Consider the following 14,050-nt stretch of genomic DNA (forward strand, 5'->3'; position numbering starts at 1 on the left):
ACCAGCCGAAACCGCAAACAGCCGATATTACCAAGCTCGACGCGCTTGCGCAGAGCGGAGATGGACGTATGGCGAGGCGGGCGGGGACGGCGGGATACGACCCGCTCTCGTCGGACCCCGGCAATCCCAGGCGTGCCGCGACCTGGCGGTCGTCCGGAGCAAGTACAAATGCGAACGTAATTGAGATACAGTCGCAAACCTTCCGAATCGACGACCGCCTCGCCACCCGCGAGCGCGGCGTCGCCGTGCCAGCCAGACGAGGTAGCGACGATGCAAGGCCCTGTTTCCACCCGGGACGCCGCCCCATGACCAGCCAGGCCCTGGCCGGCGGACTGTCCGTCACCGGCCGCATCCTCGTCGCGGTCCTGCTTGGCTACGCGCTGGCCTATGCGGTCACCGCCTGCCTGAGCATCTACCTGCCGCTGCCGCGTCCCGACCGGGTCTCGTTCGGCAGCCTCGGCTGCTTCGCCGTGTGGGTCGCGGCCATCGTCTACGCCTTCGCCGCGCGCAGCGCCTGGCGCGCCTGCTGGGTGCTGGCGCTGGCCAGCCTGGCGCTGGGCGGCCTGGCCTGGCTCGGCCTCGACTACGGAGCGCGTCCATGAACCTGCGTCAATCGATGTCCGGCCTGCATACCTGGTCGGGGCTGCTGGTCAGCTGGCTGCTGTTCGTCATCGTCTTCGCCGGCAGCCTGGCCAGCTTCGACAAGGAGCTGACCCGCTGGATGCAGCCGGACCTGCACCTGCCCGGCGCGCAGTCGCTGGGCGCCGACCAGGTGCGCGACTGGTTGCGCCAGCGCGCCCCCGATGCCCATGCCTGGTGGATGCTGCCGCCGAGCGCGCGGGCGCCTTACTGGAACGCCGGCTGGGAACCGCGCGACGGCAGCGAGTTCAAGGCCTTCCAGCTGGACGCGGTGAGCGGCCAGCCGCTGCCGAAGACGGTCGGCGGCGAGTTCTTCTTCACCCTGCACTACGACCTGCACGCCGGCATGGTCGGCCTGTACATCGTCGGCATCGCCGGGATGCTGATGCTGGTGGCGCTGGTCAGCGGGACCATCGTGCACCGGCGGATCTTCAAGGACTTCTTCACCCTGCGCCCGCAGGCGGCGCGGCAGCGCGCCTGGCTCGACGCGCACAACGTGCTGGGGGTGATCGGCCTGCCGTTCCACCTGATGATCGCCTACACCGGCCTGGTGATCTTCATCGTCTACTACATGCAGGCGGGCCTGCAGGTGGTCTACCAGAACGATGGCGAGCGCTTCTTCCATGAAGTGCAGGGCTCCTACGAACGCGAGGAAGTCGGCCGCCCGGCGGGGCCGCCGGCGTCCATCGACGGCCTGATCGTCGAGGCCGGCAAGGTCTGGGCCGACGGCGGCGCGCCGGGCTGGATCAGCGTCCACCATCCCTATGACGAGGCGGCCACCGTGGACATCCGCCGGCGCGACGCCTCGCGCATCCTCGACGACCAGCGCACGGTCAACTTCGATGCCTCCAGCGGCGAACTGCTGCATGCCCAGCCGTCCTATGCGCCCGGCTACGCCACCTACGGCTGGCTGACCGGCCTGCACATGATCCAGTGGGGCGGCCAGTTGGTGCGCTGGATGTACCTGTTGCTCGGGCTGTCCGGGGCGATGATGATCTTCGGCGGGTTGCAGGTCTGGCTGGCCAAGCGTGAGGCCCGCGGCAGTCTCGGCGTTGGTCTGGTGCGGGCGCTGAACCTGGCGGTCTGCGGCGGCCTGCCGCTGGCCAGCCTGGCGCTGCTGTGGGGCAACCGCCTGTTGCCGACGCAACTGGCCGGCCGCGACACCTGGGAGATCCGCGTGTTTTGCGCCAGTTGGGCGCTGGTCGCGCTGTGGGCCATCGTCCGCCGCAACAGCGGGACCCTCGGTCGCACGCAACTGCGCCTCGCCGCCGTGCTGGCGCTGGGCCTGCCGCTGCTCGGCCTGCTGCGTAGCCCGGAAGGCAACCTGTTGGCCAGCCTGCAGCGCGGCGACTGGGTGCTGGCCGGCGTCGACCTCAGCCTGCTGGGCCTCGGCCTGCTCTGCGCCTGGCTCGGCTGGCGACGTCGGCAAGCGTCGAGCAAGCCCGCCCGGCGACGCCTGAACGTCCAGGAGGTGGCCTGATGCTGCTGGTCTTCGGCCTCAACCTGCTGGCCTTCACCGCTCTCTGCCTGGCCATGAACCGCCACCACAAGAACCTCCTCGGCCACCAGCCGTCGGCTTCCCGGGTGCTTCTGCTACGCGGCGTGGCGCTGCTCGACCTGGGCCTGGCGCTGGCCTTCTCGATCCACCGGCAGGGCGTGGAGATCGGCATCGTCTTCTGGTTCTGCCTGCTGATGCTGGCGGCCGGCACGCTGGTCCTGCTGCTCGCCTGGCGGCCACGCTGGGCATTGCCTTGCGCCGCCGGAGTGCCGTTGCTCGGCGGGGTGCTGGCGCTGCTGCGCTGAAGGGCGCGCCGCCCATCCGTGCCTCGGGGGCGGCCCGGTCCAGCGTCTATGCTGGTGGTCGTGCTTTCCCCCGGAGGTATGCGCCATGCACACGCCCGCCAGCAACACCGTCGCCAGCGTCATTCCCTGCCTGCGTTACCGCGATGCGCCGGCCGCCATCGACTGGCTGTGCCGGACCTTTGGCTTCCAGCGCAGGCTGGTGGTGCCCGGCGAGGACGGACAGGTGCTCCACGCCGAGTTGACCTACGCCAGCCCGAACGGCGCCAACGGCATGCTGATGCTCGGTTCGAGCGTCCGCGACAACGCCTACGGTCGGCTGATGCGGCACGTCGACGAAGCCGGCGGCAATACCCAGAGCCTCTACCTGGTGGTCGCCGATCCCGACGCCCTGTTCCGCAGCGCCCAGGCCGCCGGCGCCGAGATCGTCATCGACATCAAGGACGAGGACTACGGCGGTCGCGGCTTCACTTGCCGCGATCCGGAGGGCCACGTCTGGAGCTTCGGCAGCTATGATCCCTGGGCATGAGGCCCCGTCCATTCACCACAGGAGACGCTGCATGAAAACGCTCACGCTGATCGATGGCCAGGAGGTCGCCGCCATCGGCCAGGGTACCTGGCATATCGGCGAGCAGCCCGGCGAACGTAAGCGCGAGGTCGCGGCGCTGCGCGAAGGCATCGAACTGGGGATGACGCTGATCGATACCGCCGAGATGTACGCCGAGGGCGGCGCCGAGGACGTGGTCGGCGCGGCTATCGCGGGACGCCGCGAAGAGGTCTTCCTGGTCAGCAAGGTCTACCCGCACAACGCCAGCCGCAAGGGTCTGCCGGCGGCCTGCGAGCGCAGCCTGCGCCGGCTCGGTTGCGAAACCATCGACCTCTACCTGCTGCACTGGCAGGGCCGGTATCCGCTGGAGGAAACCATCGAAGCCTTCGAGCGGTTGCGCGACCAGGGCAAGATCCTGCGCTGGGGCGTGTCCAACTTCGACCTGGGCGACATGTACGAACTGGACGGCAGCGCCTGTGCCGCCAACCAGGTGATGTACAACCTGGAGGAACGCGGTATCGAATACGACCTGCTGCCCTGGTGCCAGGAGCGCGGCATGCCGGTGATGGCCTACTGTCCGGTGGGGCAGGGCGGCAGGCTGCTACGGCACCCGGCGCTCGGCGAGATCGCCGCGCGCCACGACGCCAGCAGCGCCCAGGTCGCCCTGGCCTGGCTACTGGAGCAGGGGGTGATCGCGATCCCGAAAGCGGTGACGTCCGCTCACATCCGCCAGAATGCGGCGGCGGCCGACCTGGAACTGAGCGCCGACGACCTGCGGGCGCTCGACCAGGCGTTCCCGCCACCTACCCGCAAGCGAAACCTGGCGATCGTCTGAGTGGAGTACGGGAGAAACGGCCTGCGCTTGTTTTCCCTGGCCGCGGGAATATGACGAAGTTGCCGAGGAAATATTTAAAAAGGAATAAGTAAATATTTATTTCCTGCGTGGGAACTTTCTTCAACTTAACCTGTACTTTTCGCTGTCCCACAAAAAAGCCCCGTCGGGGACGGGGCTTTTCCTTGCATTCGCGCTGATGCTTGCATGATTCAGGCAGCCAGTGTTTTCTTGCGAACTCGATTGATCACTTCTTCCATTTTGCCGGAGTCGTCGTACTGCTCCGGATACAGGCGCTCGCTGTGGCAGGCCACGCCATGCTGGTCAACGATGGTGAAACTGAAGTTTCCTTTACGAGTTGCCTGGATCAGGCAGTCGAACGGCGCAAATGCGGCGGTTAGGGTGCGAATTGCATCCTGAGTACGATGTTGAATAGACATATTCTTATGTTCCTTTACTTTCACGCTTATGGAGCAGCGTATATTGCAAATGTTCCCGCTCCGTGACAGTGCCAAGAAAGCTTTGTGTCGGGGGAACGTACTGGTTATGCCGGCTTTTTTCGAAAAGAGCAAGCTGGCAGTTCAGGTACTAATCAGAGGATCGATTGGCAGGAAAGTTTCCAGGCCAGGATCCTGATCAATCTGCGGGTGGTATTGCGGGACGCCGGTCTTCCCATCGGCCCTGCGTGGCAGGGGATTGCTTCAGAAGAGTGGCGACCGAAGAACCATCGGAAGGCTGTAACCCTGATGGTAGAGCCCTTTTCATCTGTGGGCCCGGTCGTGGGGTAAAGCCTGATTGACTTTCAGTTTGGTACGCAGTCCCGGATTCTATGTCTTTCGACGAAGAAAGGCCAGGACATTTTTTGAGCAGATGTCGTCCCGGCGGCGGGAATGTTTGAGAATTTGTTTCGGCGGACGCCTGCCAACCGTGCAAAGGTTATGGGCCTGGCGTCGGCGGCGCGTGGCAGGATTGCCGTTCCATCGCCGCGCCGAGGTTATCCATGCCGTCGCCCGCTCGCACGCTGCTCCTGGCCTTCGTGTCCGCCTGGTTCCTGCTGGGTGGGCTGGGCCACTTCGTCTTCACCGATTTCTTCGTCGGCATCGTCCCGCCCTACGTGCCCTGGCCGCTGGCGGCGGTGTGGGTCAGCGGGGTCTTCGAACTGCTCGGCGCCGCCGCCCTGCTGGTGCCGGCATGGCGCCGGCTGGCGGCGTGCGGGCTGTTCATCCTGACCCTCTGCGTGACCCCGGCCAACCTCTACATGTGGCAGCACCCCGACCTGTTCCCATCCTTCCCGCCGACGCTGCTGGCCGCTCGCCTGGCGCTGCAGGCGTTCCTCCTCGGCTGCATCCTGGCGCTGATGCTGGCGCGGGACGAGGCGCCGCTGGCACAACGCTAGGCGCAGGCGAAAAAAAGCCACTGTGCGGGGGTGGACAGTGGCCGGGAATGCCAGGAGATGGAGGAGCAATCGGACCTGGCGTGGATAGAGTAGTAGCCGCTCTGTCGAGGGTCTGTATGGCTATTGGTGAACTTTGTGAAGAAGTGCAAAGTAGAGCGGCCAACGGACGAACGGTGTTGCGCGCGGCGGGACGCTCGCGGTAGTTTTTTCCCATGATCACGTTTCCCGTGGTCGCCCTCGAAGCCCGGCCCCAGCGCCGGGCTTCGTCGTTTCCGCCCGCCGCGCAACCGGACGCAGCGGGCGGCGACCGGTGCGAAAGGCTCTGGCGTGCGCCCGCACGGCGTCCGGCCAACTTAAAGTTCGGTTGTGCCGACTGCTGTCATAACGCCATCGTTCAGTGGCCTCGGTGAGCCCCCGTACCCCCAGTTCGCTGGGGCTTGCCTTTGGTGTATCCCTTTTGCCCGGCCGCGTGCCGGGCTTTTTTATGCCCGGTCTTCTTCCTTCCGGTTTAGCCGGGGCCCGCGTTTCCTCGGCCGGCCCCTGAACCTCATCGCTGCATCGACGTCCCTAGCTACAGGCGAGCCTGTGGCCGGAGGCTTTCCATCATCCGAAAAAAGGTGAAAACCATGCTGACCATCGACTACAACAGCTATCGCACCACTACCCCCTACGGCAAACGCGTGCGCTTCCTGGTGCTGCACTACACCGCGCTCGACTTCGCCGCCTCGGTCAAGGCGCTGACCACCGGCGCCGCCAGCGCCCACTACCTGATCCCGGCGCCGCACGACCCCAGCTACAAGGCCGCCGGCTTCAAGGGCCAGCGCATCTTCAACCTGGTCGCCGAGGAAGACCGCGCCTGGCACGCCGGCGTCAGCGGCTGGGCGCGCCGCGACAACCTCAACGACACCTCCATCGGCATCGAGATCGTCAACCTCGCCCGCGACGACGACGGCGTGTTCACCTTCCCCGACTACGAGCGCTCGCAGATCAACGCACTCAAGCAACTGGCGAAGAACATCCTGCAGCGCTACCCGGACATGACCCCGAAGAACGTGGTCGGCCACTCCGACATCGCCGTCGGGCGCAAGTCCGACCCGGGTCCGAAGCTGCCCTGGAAGGAACTCTACGAGGCCGGTATCGGCGCCTGGTACGACGACGCCACCCGCGATCGCTATCGCGAAGGCTTCGAGCGCGACGGCCTGCCGCCGCGCGCCGACCTGCTGGAGGCGTTCCGCCTGTACGGCTATGCGCTGCCGGCGACGGTCGACGACGCCTACTTCGCCAGCCTGCTGCGCGCTTTCCAGATGCATTTCCGCCCGGAGAACTACGACGGCGCGCTGGATGTGGAGACGGCGGCGATCCTCTACGCTCTGAACGAGAAATACCCGGCCTGAGCCATTAACCGCGAGCGGCCGCCCGATGCGGCGGCCGCTTCCTTGCCCACCCGCATGGAGGACTTGCCATGACTGCCGTCGCACAGGTCGTCGCCAAGGCGGAAATGTTGATCCGCCGCCCCATCGCCGAGGTCTTCGAAGCCTTCGTCGATCCGGCCATCACCGCCAGGTTCTGGTTCAGCCGCGGCGATGCCCGCCTCGAAGCCGGGAAACGGCTGCGCTGGCACTGGGACATGTACGGGGTTTCCCAGGAAATCGAAGTGAAGGACCTGCAGACGAACCGCCGCATCCTCATCGAATGGCCGAATGGCGACAGCAACCCTTCCCAGGTGGAGTGGCTGTTCGAGGAACTGCCCGGCGCCGGGACCTTCGTCAGCATCCGCAACAGCGGTTTCGTTGGCACCCCGGAAGAAGTCATCCCGCGGGTGGTCGACGCCACCGAAGGTTTCACCCTGGTGCTGGCCGGACTCAAGGCCTGCCTGGAGCATGGCATCGCCTTGAACCTGGTGGCCGACCGTTTTCCCCGCGGCCTCGATGGCTGAGCATTGCCCGAGTGCGCGTCCCGCACCGCGCAGCGTGCCCTCAGGCAATGCTCAGCCGAACGCGAAGTCGGCCAGCAGTTGCAGGTTCAGGCCGACGATCGCCAGCGCTACCGCCCAGGCCAGCCACCGGGTCCCGGCGCCGATCGCCAGCGGGCCCATCAGGCGCCGGTCGGAAACGAACTGTAGCAGCGGGATCACCGCCAGCGGCAACTGCATCGACAGGATCACCTGGCTGAAGATCAGCAGCCGCGCGGTGCCGTCCTCGCCGTAGAGCAGGGTCACCAGCAGCACCGGCAGCACCGCGACGCCACGGGTCAGCAGGCGCCGCGCCCAGGGCGCCAGGCGCAGGCGGAGGAAGCCCTCCATGACGATCTGCCCGGCCAGGGTGGTGGTGACCGTCGAGTTGAGGCCGGACGCGAGCAGCGCCACGGCGAACAGCAGCGAGGCGAGTTCCAGGCCGAGCAATGGCGAGAGCAGCGCGTGGGCCTGCTCGATATCGACCACTTCGGTGTGCCCGTTGCGGTGGAACACGCTGGCGGCGACGATCAGGATCGCCGCGTTGACCAGCAGCGCAAGGGTCAGCGCCAGGCTGCTGTCGGCCACCGCCCAGCGCAGCGCCTGGCGCTTGCCGGCGAGGCTGCGCGGGTAGGCGCGGCTCTGCACCAGTGAGGAATGCAGGTAGAGGTTGTGCGGCATGACGGTCGCGCCGACGATGCCGATCGCCAGGTACAGGGCAGCCGGGTCGCTGAGCACCCGCGGGCTCGGCAAGAACCCTTGGAGCACCTCGCCGAGTTCGGGGCGCGAGAGCAGCAACTGTACCGCGAAGCAGGCGAAGATCAGTGTCAGCAACGCCACCACGAAGGCCTCCAGCGGCCGCTGGCCACGTCCGATCAGGACCAGCACCAGCAGCGCGTCGCCCACGCAGAGCAACGCGCCCCAGGCCAGCGGCAGGCCGAACAGCAGCTTCAGGGCGATGGCGGTGCCGATCACCTCGGCCAGGTCGCAGGCGATGATCGCCGTCTCGCAGGCCAGCCACAGCAGGCGGCAGGTGCTCGGCGAGTAGCGTTCGCGGCAGGCCTGGGCCAGGTCCAGGCCGCTGGCGATGCCCAGGCGCGCGGACAGCGCCTGCAGCAGCATCGCCATCAGGCTGGAGAGCAGGATCACCGAGAGCAGCAGGTAGCCCAGCTGCGCGCCGCCGGCGACGTCGGTGGCCCAGTTGCCCGGGTCCATGTAGCCCACCGCGACCAGGTAGCCGGGGCCGGCGAAGGCCAGCAGGCGGCGCCACCAGTGGCCGCCACCGGGGACTTCGACCGGCTGGGCGCGACCGGGCTCGGCGGCCTGGGGGGCCGGGGTATCCTTCGCGGACATGACGAAGCTCCTGCCGGACGCGTGCCGGCGCTGCGCGCGCCTTTCCCGGCGCGCCGTGGCGCGCAGGTTGGGCGAGCGGTTCAGGGGGCAGGAAGGAGGAAGTCGGTCAGGCCGAGGCCGCCAGTTGCCGGTGCAGGTCCGGCAGGTCGCTGGCGATCAGGTCCCAGTCCTGCTCGGCGGCGAGGTCCTGGGTCTGGCCGGGGCCGTATTCCAGCGGCCGGGCGATGAACGCGGTCTTCAGGCCGAGGGCGCGCGCGGCCTTGAGGTCGTAGTTGTGCGCCGCGCAGAGCATCACCTCCTGCGGCGGCAGGTCGAGCAGGCGGCAGGCGCCGAGGTAGACCTGCGGGTCGGGCTTGTAGTGGCCGAACAGGTCGGCGCACAGCAGCATGTCCCAGGGCAGCCCGGCGTGCCGCGCGACGTCGAGCATCAGCGCGGTGTTGCCGTTGCTCAGCGCGGCGAGCCAGTAGTCGGCCTTCAGCGCGTGCATCCCGGCGAGCGTGTCCGGCCACGGCCGCAGGCGGTGCCAGAAGCCAGTGATGCGTTGCAGCAGGGCCTCGTCCAGCGCCAGGCCGAACTCTCCGGCCAGGGCCTCGAGACTCTGCCGGTGCAACTGGTCGAGGTGCTGCCAGGGCGCCTGGCCGTTGCGTACCCGGTCCATCGCCGGCTTGTATTGCTGGCGCCAGCGGTCGGTCAGTTCCATGCAGGGCAGGGTTCCGCCGAGTTCGCGCTCCAACGCCTGGAACTGCTCGATCAGGCTGGAACGCCAGTCCACCAGAGTACCGAACACATCGAACAGGATCGCGCGCATCGTGCCTCCTCGGCCGTGGCCGTCATCGCTTCAGTGCTTCTGTGGCAGCGCCGTGGGCAGGCCGCGGCCGCTCCAGGCAGTGACCACAAGGGCTACCGCCGCCATCAGGCAGAGTGCCAGCCAGCCGGGGACGAAGCTGTGGCTGAAGTCCTTGAGCAGCCCCAGCGCCGGCGGCGCGAGAACGATCGCCAGCTGGTTGATGGCCATCGCCAGGCCGAGGGCGAAGCCGGTCTTGCCGACCGGCGCGGTATCCGCCACATAGGCCACCCAGGGACCGTACCAGCCGAAGCCGAAGAAGCCCAGCCAGGCCACTACCAGGCCCATCCCCAACGGCGATTGCAGGGGCAGCAGGACCAGCGCCAGCAGGCCGAGGATCACCGCGCCGAGGCAGACCATCACCGGGAAGTAGCGCCCGGCGCGGCAGCGGTCGCTCCAGGCGGCCAGCAGGATGCGCCCGGCGACGCCGCTGCCCTGGGCGACGAACAGCAGGGTCGCGGCCATGCCGATGCCGATCTCCAGGGTCTCGTGCAGGTAGAGCACGGTGAACACCAGGATGCCGTACTGCACCGAGATCAGCGCCACCCCGGAACAGACGATGTTCTTCATCGCCGGGTCGGTGATCATCGCCAGCCGCGACTTCACCACCGCGCCCAGGTCGCGTTCGGCGGGGTTCGCGCCGGGCGCGGGGGCGTCCGGCGGGGTGCGGTAGAAGAGCATGAAGGCCAGCGCGCCGAGGAACGCCACCAGGCCGCCGGCGAGGAATGCGCTGCGCCAGCCGTAGATCCCCGCCAGGTACGGCAGCAGCGCGGCGGACAGCGCGCCGCCCAGCGGCAGCCCGGCCTGGCGGATGCCCATGGCGAAGCCCAGCTGGGTCTTGGCGAACCAGCGCGACACCGACTTGCTGCCGCCCGGCTGCGCCGTGCTGTAGCCGGCGCCGACGACCACCAGGAACAGCAGGATGGTCAGGTAGTCGGTGGCCCACAGCGAGGCGCAGAGGGCCAGCGCGACGATCAGCGTGCCGAGGCCGACCACCAGCCGTTCGGAGTAGCGGTCGAGCAGCTCGCCGGCCACCAGCAGGCCGACGATCGGCACCAGCTGCGCCGCCGACACCAGCAGGCCGATCTGCAGCGACGAGAGTTGCAGGTCGTTCTGGATGAACACGGCGATCGCGCCGATGCCCTGGACGAAGAAGCAGGCGCAGGCCTGGGCGAAGGTGGCGATCAGCAGGATGACCCAGCGGTAGCGCTGGGTCGGGTTCGCGGCGAGGGCGGCGGTCACTGGACGAACTCCCGTGCGAGGGTGAAGTTGGCTTCGCCGAGCGGATGCAGGCGCTGCAGCGACAGGTATTCGCCGAGGGTGCGTTCCATGCCCATGCGCTGGAAGATCCGTTCGCCGTCGAGCTCGGCCTCGGCGCCGTTGGCGCGCAGTTCGTCGAGGGCCTGGCGCAGCAGTTGGCAGTTGTCGCTGAGCGTCACCCGGCCGTCATCGTCCACCGCGTAGGGCGTGTCCTCCATGCCGACCCGCAGCACATCGACCTGGCTGTCCGCCTGCGCGGCATAGGCGGCCAGCCGGCGCACCGCGCAGAGCGGGGTGCCGGCGCGAGGACCGACGTCGAGCGGCCGGAAGTGCTGCGCGGCATGCTGCGGCATCACCGCCGCGCCGACCGTGATGCTGACCTTGCGCTTGCGCACGCCGGGTTCGCCGATGTCGTACTCCAGGCTCTTGGCGCTCTCGATCACCGCGCGGAACTGCTGGTAGGTCTCCGGGAACGGCAGGCGTGGCGAGAAGCCGAACAGCAGGATCACGTTCAACTGGCCGGAACCGCCCAGGCGCAGGCGCGGGTGCTCCACGGCGAAACGGGTCATGGCGTAGCTGCGCACATGCTGCACCCACTCCACCTCGTGGAACAGGCCGAGCTTCTGGCGCGCCTGGATGGCGTTGCGGTAGACCTGGAACTGGGTCATCGGCGAGGTCACCCCGTAGTCGGCGCCCTTGCTGGTGGAGTGGGTCTGCAACTCGGCCCTTTCCAGCGCCGTCGACGGCTGGTAGTCGCGCAGGTCGGCGAGGAAAGCCGGGCTGGAGGCATAGTCGAGGTCGAGCTTGCGCCTTTGCTTCTCCAGCTCGCAGATCACCTGCAGTTCGATGGCCGCCTGGATCGTCACGAAGTGCGCACCGCCCAGGTGCAGCGGGATGGCGCAGTGGCTGACCCGCTCCCACTCGCCGAAGCGGCGGATGTTCTCCTGCACCTCGCTGCCGTTGCGGCTGGCGCCGAAGCTCAGCATCAGGTCGGGGAAGCGGTTCTGCAGGGCGCGGCTGACCGCCTGGTAGATGTCGTTGTCGGTGGTCTGTTCCTGGGTCAGCGGGTTGCGCGCATGATAGTGGTAGTAGCGGCAACCCATCTCGTAGAGCTGGCGCGCTTCGTCCAGCAGTTCGCCGGGGGCGGTGCGGATGGTGGCGCCGGTGCAGATGCTGTCGAGCAGGCGGTCGCCGGTGGCGGCGTGGTTGCGCGGGGTGAACTTGGCGCCGGTGGAGGCGCATCCGAGAATCAGGGTTTTCCGGGATCCGGTCATGGTCGTCTTTCCTCCATTCATCATTCCATTGAGGGCGGAGCGGTCCGCGGCGGACCGAAAGGCTGCCCAGGGCGTCGAAAGTCGTCGGTGTCTCAGGCAGGTGAAAGATGTCGCTGGCGGGATCGTTATGCGTCGTTCTACGAGAGGGATTTAAACCGCATGGCGGCGGCCGTGCGCGGCGCATTCGGCAACGCTCGTTGCCGCCGGCACAAAGACCTTGCGCAAATCGCCCGGCGTTGCGCCAACCGCCGGCACGGCGGCGCAACGTTGCCATTCGCGCAAGGTCGCTCAACTGGCGGCGCGCTGTCGCAGGCAATCCTCCAGGGCCTCGCCGAGGCGCTCGATCTCGCCGTCGTCGGTCAGGTAGTGCGGAGTCAGGCGCAGTACCCCCGGCAGCGCCTGCTCGCGCAGCGCCCAGCGGGCATACTGCGGGCCGATGTAGGAGGCGTTCACGCCGCGCGCGTGGAGGCGCTTCAGCCATTGCTCGCCGCTCAGTTCGGGGGCCGCGTAGGTCATCAACGCGCTGGCGTGCGGCCCTTGTTCCAGTGGCGTCCAGCCGAGCCGGCGGTAGAGCTGCTGGGCGATGCGTTCGCGCAACTGGCGGTTACGCCGGGCGATGCGCCGGACGTCGGTCTGCAACAGGTAGTCGCAACTGGCCTTGAGCGCCAGGCGCAGTCCCGGGTTGAACTCCGAGCATTCGAAGCGCCGCGCGTCATCCCGCGCCTGCAGGGCGAAGGCGTCGCTCCATTGCGCGCCGCCGACGTCCAGCCCGTCGGGCAGGGCCAGGCGCTCCAGGGCACGTTCGCCGAGATAAAGCACGCCGAGTCCCTTCGGTCCGCGCAGCCACTTGCGCGGCGGGAACACCAGCACGTCGCAGCCGATCGCCTCCACCGCCAGCGGCAACTGGCCGACCGCATGGCTGGCATCGAGGAAGAACAGCCCGTCATGGGCGCGGATGCGCTCGGCCACGCCCTCCAGTGCGGTAGCCGCGCCATGCCCGGTGGGCACCGCGCTGAGCGACAGCAGCGGCGTCTGGCCGGGGGCGAGGTCGTGCAACTGCTCGTCGAGCCGTTGCAACAGCTGTGCGGCGTCGCCGCGCGCGTCGATCAGGCGCAGCTCCAGCCCGCGCTGCTGGCGCGCGGCGAGCAGGCACAGGCTGTTGGAACCGTATTCGTCGAAGCTGCTGATCGCCCGTATCCGTGGATGGGCGGCCAGGGCCGCGGCAAAGGCCACCGACCATGCGCGGCTGGCGCAGTCGAGCAGGGCGATGTGCCGTGGCTGGGTGCCGAGCACCCGCGCGACGCTGTCGCGGACCGCCTGCAAGGGCTCGGCGAAATGCTCGGCGGCGCGCTGCACGCCCCAGCGCCGCTCGGCTTCCAGCCAGCTGTCGAGGGCCTCGTAGAGCACCTGCGGCGGCAGACTGGCGGAGCCGTGGGCGAAGTGCGCGTAGCTGCCCCAGGCCGGGGTCTCGCGGCGCAGGCGCAGCAGTTCGTCGGCACCGAAGGCGTCGGGGCCGGCGGGGAAGAGCGCGCTCATGGCCGCACCGCCGCGATCAGTTCCACCTCCACCGCGGCGCCGCGCGGCAGCTCGGCCACGCCGACGGCGGCGCGGGCGTGGCCGCCGCGCGCGCCGAGCACCTCGTCGAAATACTCGCTGGCGGCATCGATCACCGCCGGCTGCTGGACGAAACCCGCCGCGCTGGCGACGTAGCCGGTCACCTTGAGCAGCCGCTCGACCCGTTGCAGGCCGCCCAGCGCCTCCTCCAGCGCCAGCAGGCAGCGCGCCGCGCAGAGCCGGGCGGCCTGGCGGGCCTGTTCCAGGTCGAGTTCGCTGCCGACCTTGCCGGTCCAGCGCAGCTCGCCGTGCTGGCGCGGCAACTGGCCGCTGACGTAGGCGATGCCGGCGTGGAGCACCACCGGCTGGTAGGCGCCGCCGGCGACGATGGCCGGAGCGGGGGATGTCTGCATGGTCCTGTCCTCGTGGCGGACCCGCCCGGCCACGATGCTCGGGCGGGTCGATGGCTGGAAAAGCGCGACCTCACTACTGTGGGCCGGTTTTCCCGGTCTGTTTTGCGGGAGTCGACGAGCTGCTTGCCAAATCGGCAAAACAAACCGAACTTTAGCCTTGCAACAGGCACCGCCGCGCGAAGTAGAC

The 14,050-nt window shown here is 68.2% G+C and carries 15 protein-coding genes; 8 read left to right on the forward strand and 7 right to left on the reverse strand.

Features of this window, described 5'->3' with window-relative positions:
* The first annotated feature begins 305 nt into the window (after positions 1–305).
* The 5 genes from FOC67_RS04435 to FOC67_RS04455 all read left to right on the forward strand — a co-directional run bounded on the left by FOC67_RS04435 (position 306) and on the right by FOC67_RS04455 (position 3,821).
* A complete protein-coding gene (locus tag FOC67_RS04435; RefSeq protein ID WP_003085639.1) occupies positions 306–602 on the forward strand; it encodes a DUF3649 domain-containing protein in 297 nt (98 codons plus the stop codon).
* Entirely contained in the window at positions 599–2,119 is a 1,521-nt protein-coding gene (locus FOC67_RS04440) for a PepSY domain-containing protein (RefSeq protein WP_009315271.1), read from the forward strand. Before FOC67_RS04435 ends, FOC67_RS04440 begins: the two co-directional genes overlap by 4 nt.
* Positions 2,119–2,442 (forward strand): DUF3325 domain-containing protein, encoded by a 324-nt coding sequence (locus FOC67_RS04445; protein ID WP_009315272.1) that lies wholly within the window; start codon positions 2,119–2,121, stop codon positions 2,440–2,442. Before FOC67_RS04440 ends, FOC67_RS04445 begins: the two co-directional genes overlap by 1 nt.
* Positions 2,443–2,527: 85 nt before the next feature.
* Positions 2,528–2,968 carry a VOC family protein gene (locus FOC67_RS04450; protein WP_003109744.1) on the forward strand — a complete coding sequence of 147 codons (441 nt, stop codon included), beginning with the start codon at positions 2,528–2,530 and terminating at the stop codon, positions 2,966–2,968.
* Between the two features lie 31 nt (positions 2,969–2,999).
* Positions 3,000–3,821 carry an aldo/keto reductase gene (locus FOC67_RS04455; RefSeq protein WP_003109743.1) on the forward strand — a complete coding sequence of 274 codons (822 nt, stop codon included), beginning with the start codon at positions 3,000–3,002 and terminating at the stop codon, positions 3,819–3,821.
* 209 nt (positions 3,822–4,030) lie between these two features.
* Here the strand turns inward: FOC67_RS04455 and FOC67_RS04460 are convergent, their stop codons facing one another.
* Positions 4,031–4,258, reverse strand: coding sequence for a hypothetical protein (locus FOC67_RS04460; protein WP_003085644.1), 228 nt, complete (start codon positions 4,256–4,258; stop codon positions 4,031–4,033).
* A 560-nt stretch (positions 4,259–4,818) separates the two neighbouring features.
* Between FOC67_RS04460 and FOC67_RS04465 the strand changes: the two genes are divergently transcribed.
* The 3 genes from FOC67_RS04465 to FOC67_RS04475 all read left to right on the forward strand — a co-directional run bounded on the left by FOC67_RS04465 (position 4,819) and on the right by FOC67_RS04475 (position 7,150).
* Positions 4,819–5,214 (forward strand): hypothetical protein, encoded by a 396-nt coding sequence (locus FOC67_RS04465; RefSeq protein ID WP_009315274.1) that lies wholly within the window; start codon positions 4,819–4,821, stop codon positions 5,212–5,214.
* A gap of 626 nt (positions 5,215–5,840) precedes the next feature.
* Positions 5,841–6,608 (forward strand): N-acetylmuramoyl-L-alanine amidase AmpDh3, encoded by a 768-nt coding sequence (ampDh3, locus tag FOC67_RS04470; RefSeq protein ID WP_003114198.1) that lies wholly within the window; start codon positions 5,841–5,843, stop codon positions 6,606–6,608.
* A 68-nt stretch (positions 6,609–6,676) separates the two neighbouring features.
* Positions 6,677–7,150: an SRPBCC family protein gene (locus tag FOC67_RS04475; RefSeq protein ID WP_003085649.1), complete on the forward strand. Its 474-nt coding sequence runs from the start codon at positions 6,677–6,679 to the stop codon at positions 7,148–7,150.
* A 51-nt stretch (positions 7,151–7,201) separates the two neighbouring features.
* On the opposite strand, the gene FOC67_RS04480 is transcribed toward FOC67_RS04475, so the two are convergent.
* The 6 genes from FOC67_RS04480 to FOC67_RS04505 all read right to left on the reverse strand — a co-directional run bounded on the left by FOC67_RS04480 (position 7,202) and on the right by FOC67_RS04505 (position 13,863).
* The gene (locus tag FOC67_RS04480) at positions 7,202–8,518 is read right to left on the reverse strand and encodes an Nramp family divalent metal transporter (protein ID WP_003106624.1); all 1,317 of its coding nucleotides are present in this window, start codon (positions 8,516–8,518) and stop codon (positions 7,202–7,204) included.
* Between the two features lie 106 nt (positions 8,519–8,624).
* Complete coding sequence (locus tag FOC67_RS04485; protein WP_009315275.1) at positions 8,625–9,326, reverse strand: haloacid dehalogenase type II; 702 nt, start codon at positions 9,324–9,326, stop codon at positions 8,625–8,627.
* 30 nt (positions 9,327–9,356) lie between these two features.
* Positions 9,357–10,604, reverse strand: coding sequence for an MFS transporter (locus FOC67_RS04490; protein ID WP_003085654.1), 1,248 nt, complete (start codon positions 10,602–10,604; stop codon positions 9,357–9,359).
* Positions 10,601–11,896 (reverse strand): 3-keto-5-aminohexanoate cleavage protein, encoded by a 1,296-nt coding sequence (locus tag FOC67_RS04495; protein WP_003085656.1) that lies wholly within the window; start codon positions 11,894–11,896, stop codon positions 10,601–10,603. The genes FOC67_RS04490 and FOC67_RS04495 overlap by 4 nt, the downstream gene beginning before the upstream one ends.
* A gap of 288 nt (positions 11,897–12,184) precedes the next feature.
* On the reverse strand, positions 12,185–13,432 hold the full coding sequence (locus FOC67_RS04500; protein ID WP_009315276.1) for an aminotransferase class V-fold PLP-dependent enzyme: 1,248 nt from the start codon (positions 13,430–13,432) through the stop codon (positions 12,185–12,187).
* Complete coding sequence (locus FOC67_RS04505) at positions 13,429–13,863, reverse strand: RidA family protein (RefSeq protein ID WP_003158601.1); 435 nt, start codon at positions 13,861–13,863, stop codon at positions 13,429–13,431. Before FOC67_RS04505 ends, FOC67_RS04500 begins: the two co-directional genes overlap by 4 nt.
* Positions 13,864–14,050 lie beyond the last annotated feature (187 nt).

This window comes from Pseudomonas sp. FDAARGOS_761 (genome assembly GCF_013343155.1).
Classification (GTDB): domain Bacteria; phylum Pseudomonadota; class Gammaproteobacteria; order Pseudomonadales; family Pseudomonadaceae; genus Pseudomonas; species Pseudomonas aeruginosa.

Bases quoted from the DNA above. Each gene is read 5' to 3' on its own strand.
- FOC67_RS04435 (WP_003085639.1), top strand. From the start codon at position 306: ATGACCAGCCAGGCCCTGGCCGGCGGACTGTCCGTCACCGGCCGCATC.
- FOC67_RS04440 (WP_009315271.1), top strand. From the start codon at position 599: ATGAACCTGCGTCAATCGATGTCCGGCCTGCATACCTGGTCGGGGCTG.
- FOC67_RS04445 (WP_009315272.1), top strand. From the start codon at position 2,119: ATGCTGCTGGTCTTCGGCCTCAACCTGCTGGCCTTCACCGCTCTCTGC.
- FOC67_RS04450 (WP_003109744.1), top strand. From the start codon at position 2,528: ATGCACACGCCCGCCAGCAACACCGTCGCCAGCGTCATTCCCTGCCTG.
- FOC67_RS04455 (WP_003109743.1), top strand. From the start codon at position 3,000: ATGAAAACGCTCACGCTGATCGATGGCCAGGAGGTCGCCGCCATCGGC.
- FOC67_RS04460 (WP_003085644.1), bottom strand. From the start codon at position 4,258: ATGTCTATTCAACATCGTACTCAGGATGCAATTCGCACCCTAACCGCC.
- FOC67_RS04465 (WP_009315274.1), top strand. From the start codon at position 4,819: ATGCCGTCGCCCGCTCGCACGCTGCTCCTGGCCTTCGTGTCCGCCTGG.
- ampDh3 (WP_003114198.1), top strand. From the start codon at position 5,841: ATGCTGACCATCGACTACAACAGCTATCGCACCACTACCCCCTACGGC.
- FOC67_RS04475 (WP_003085649.1), top strand. From the start codon at position 6,677: ATGACTGCCGTCGCACAGGTCGTCGCCAAGGCGGAAATGTTGATCCGC.
- FOC67_RS04480 (WP_003106624.1), bottom strand. From the start codon at position 8,518: ATGTCCGCGAAGGATACCCCGGCCCCCCAGGCCGCCGAGCCCGGTCGC.
- FOC67_RS04485 (WP_009315275.1), bottom strand. From the start codon at position 9,326: ATGCGCGCGATCCTGTTCGATGTGTTCGGTACTCTGGTGGACTGGCGT.
- FOC67_RS04495 (WP_003085656.1), bottom strand. From the start codon at position 11,896: ATGACCGGATCCCGGAAAACCCTGATTCTCGGATGCGCCTCCACCGGC.
- FOC67_RS04500 (WP_009315276.1), bottom strand. From the start codon at position 13,432: ATGAGCGCGCTCTTCCCCGCCGGCCCCGACGCCTTCGGTGCCGACGAA.
- FOC67_RS04505 (WP_003158601.1), bottom strand. From the start codon at position 13,863: ATGCAGACATCCCCCGCTCCGGCCATCGTCGCCGGCGGCGCCTACCAG.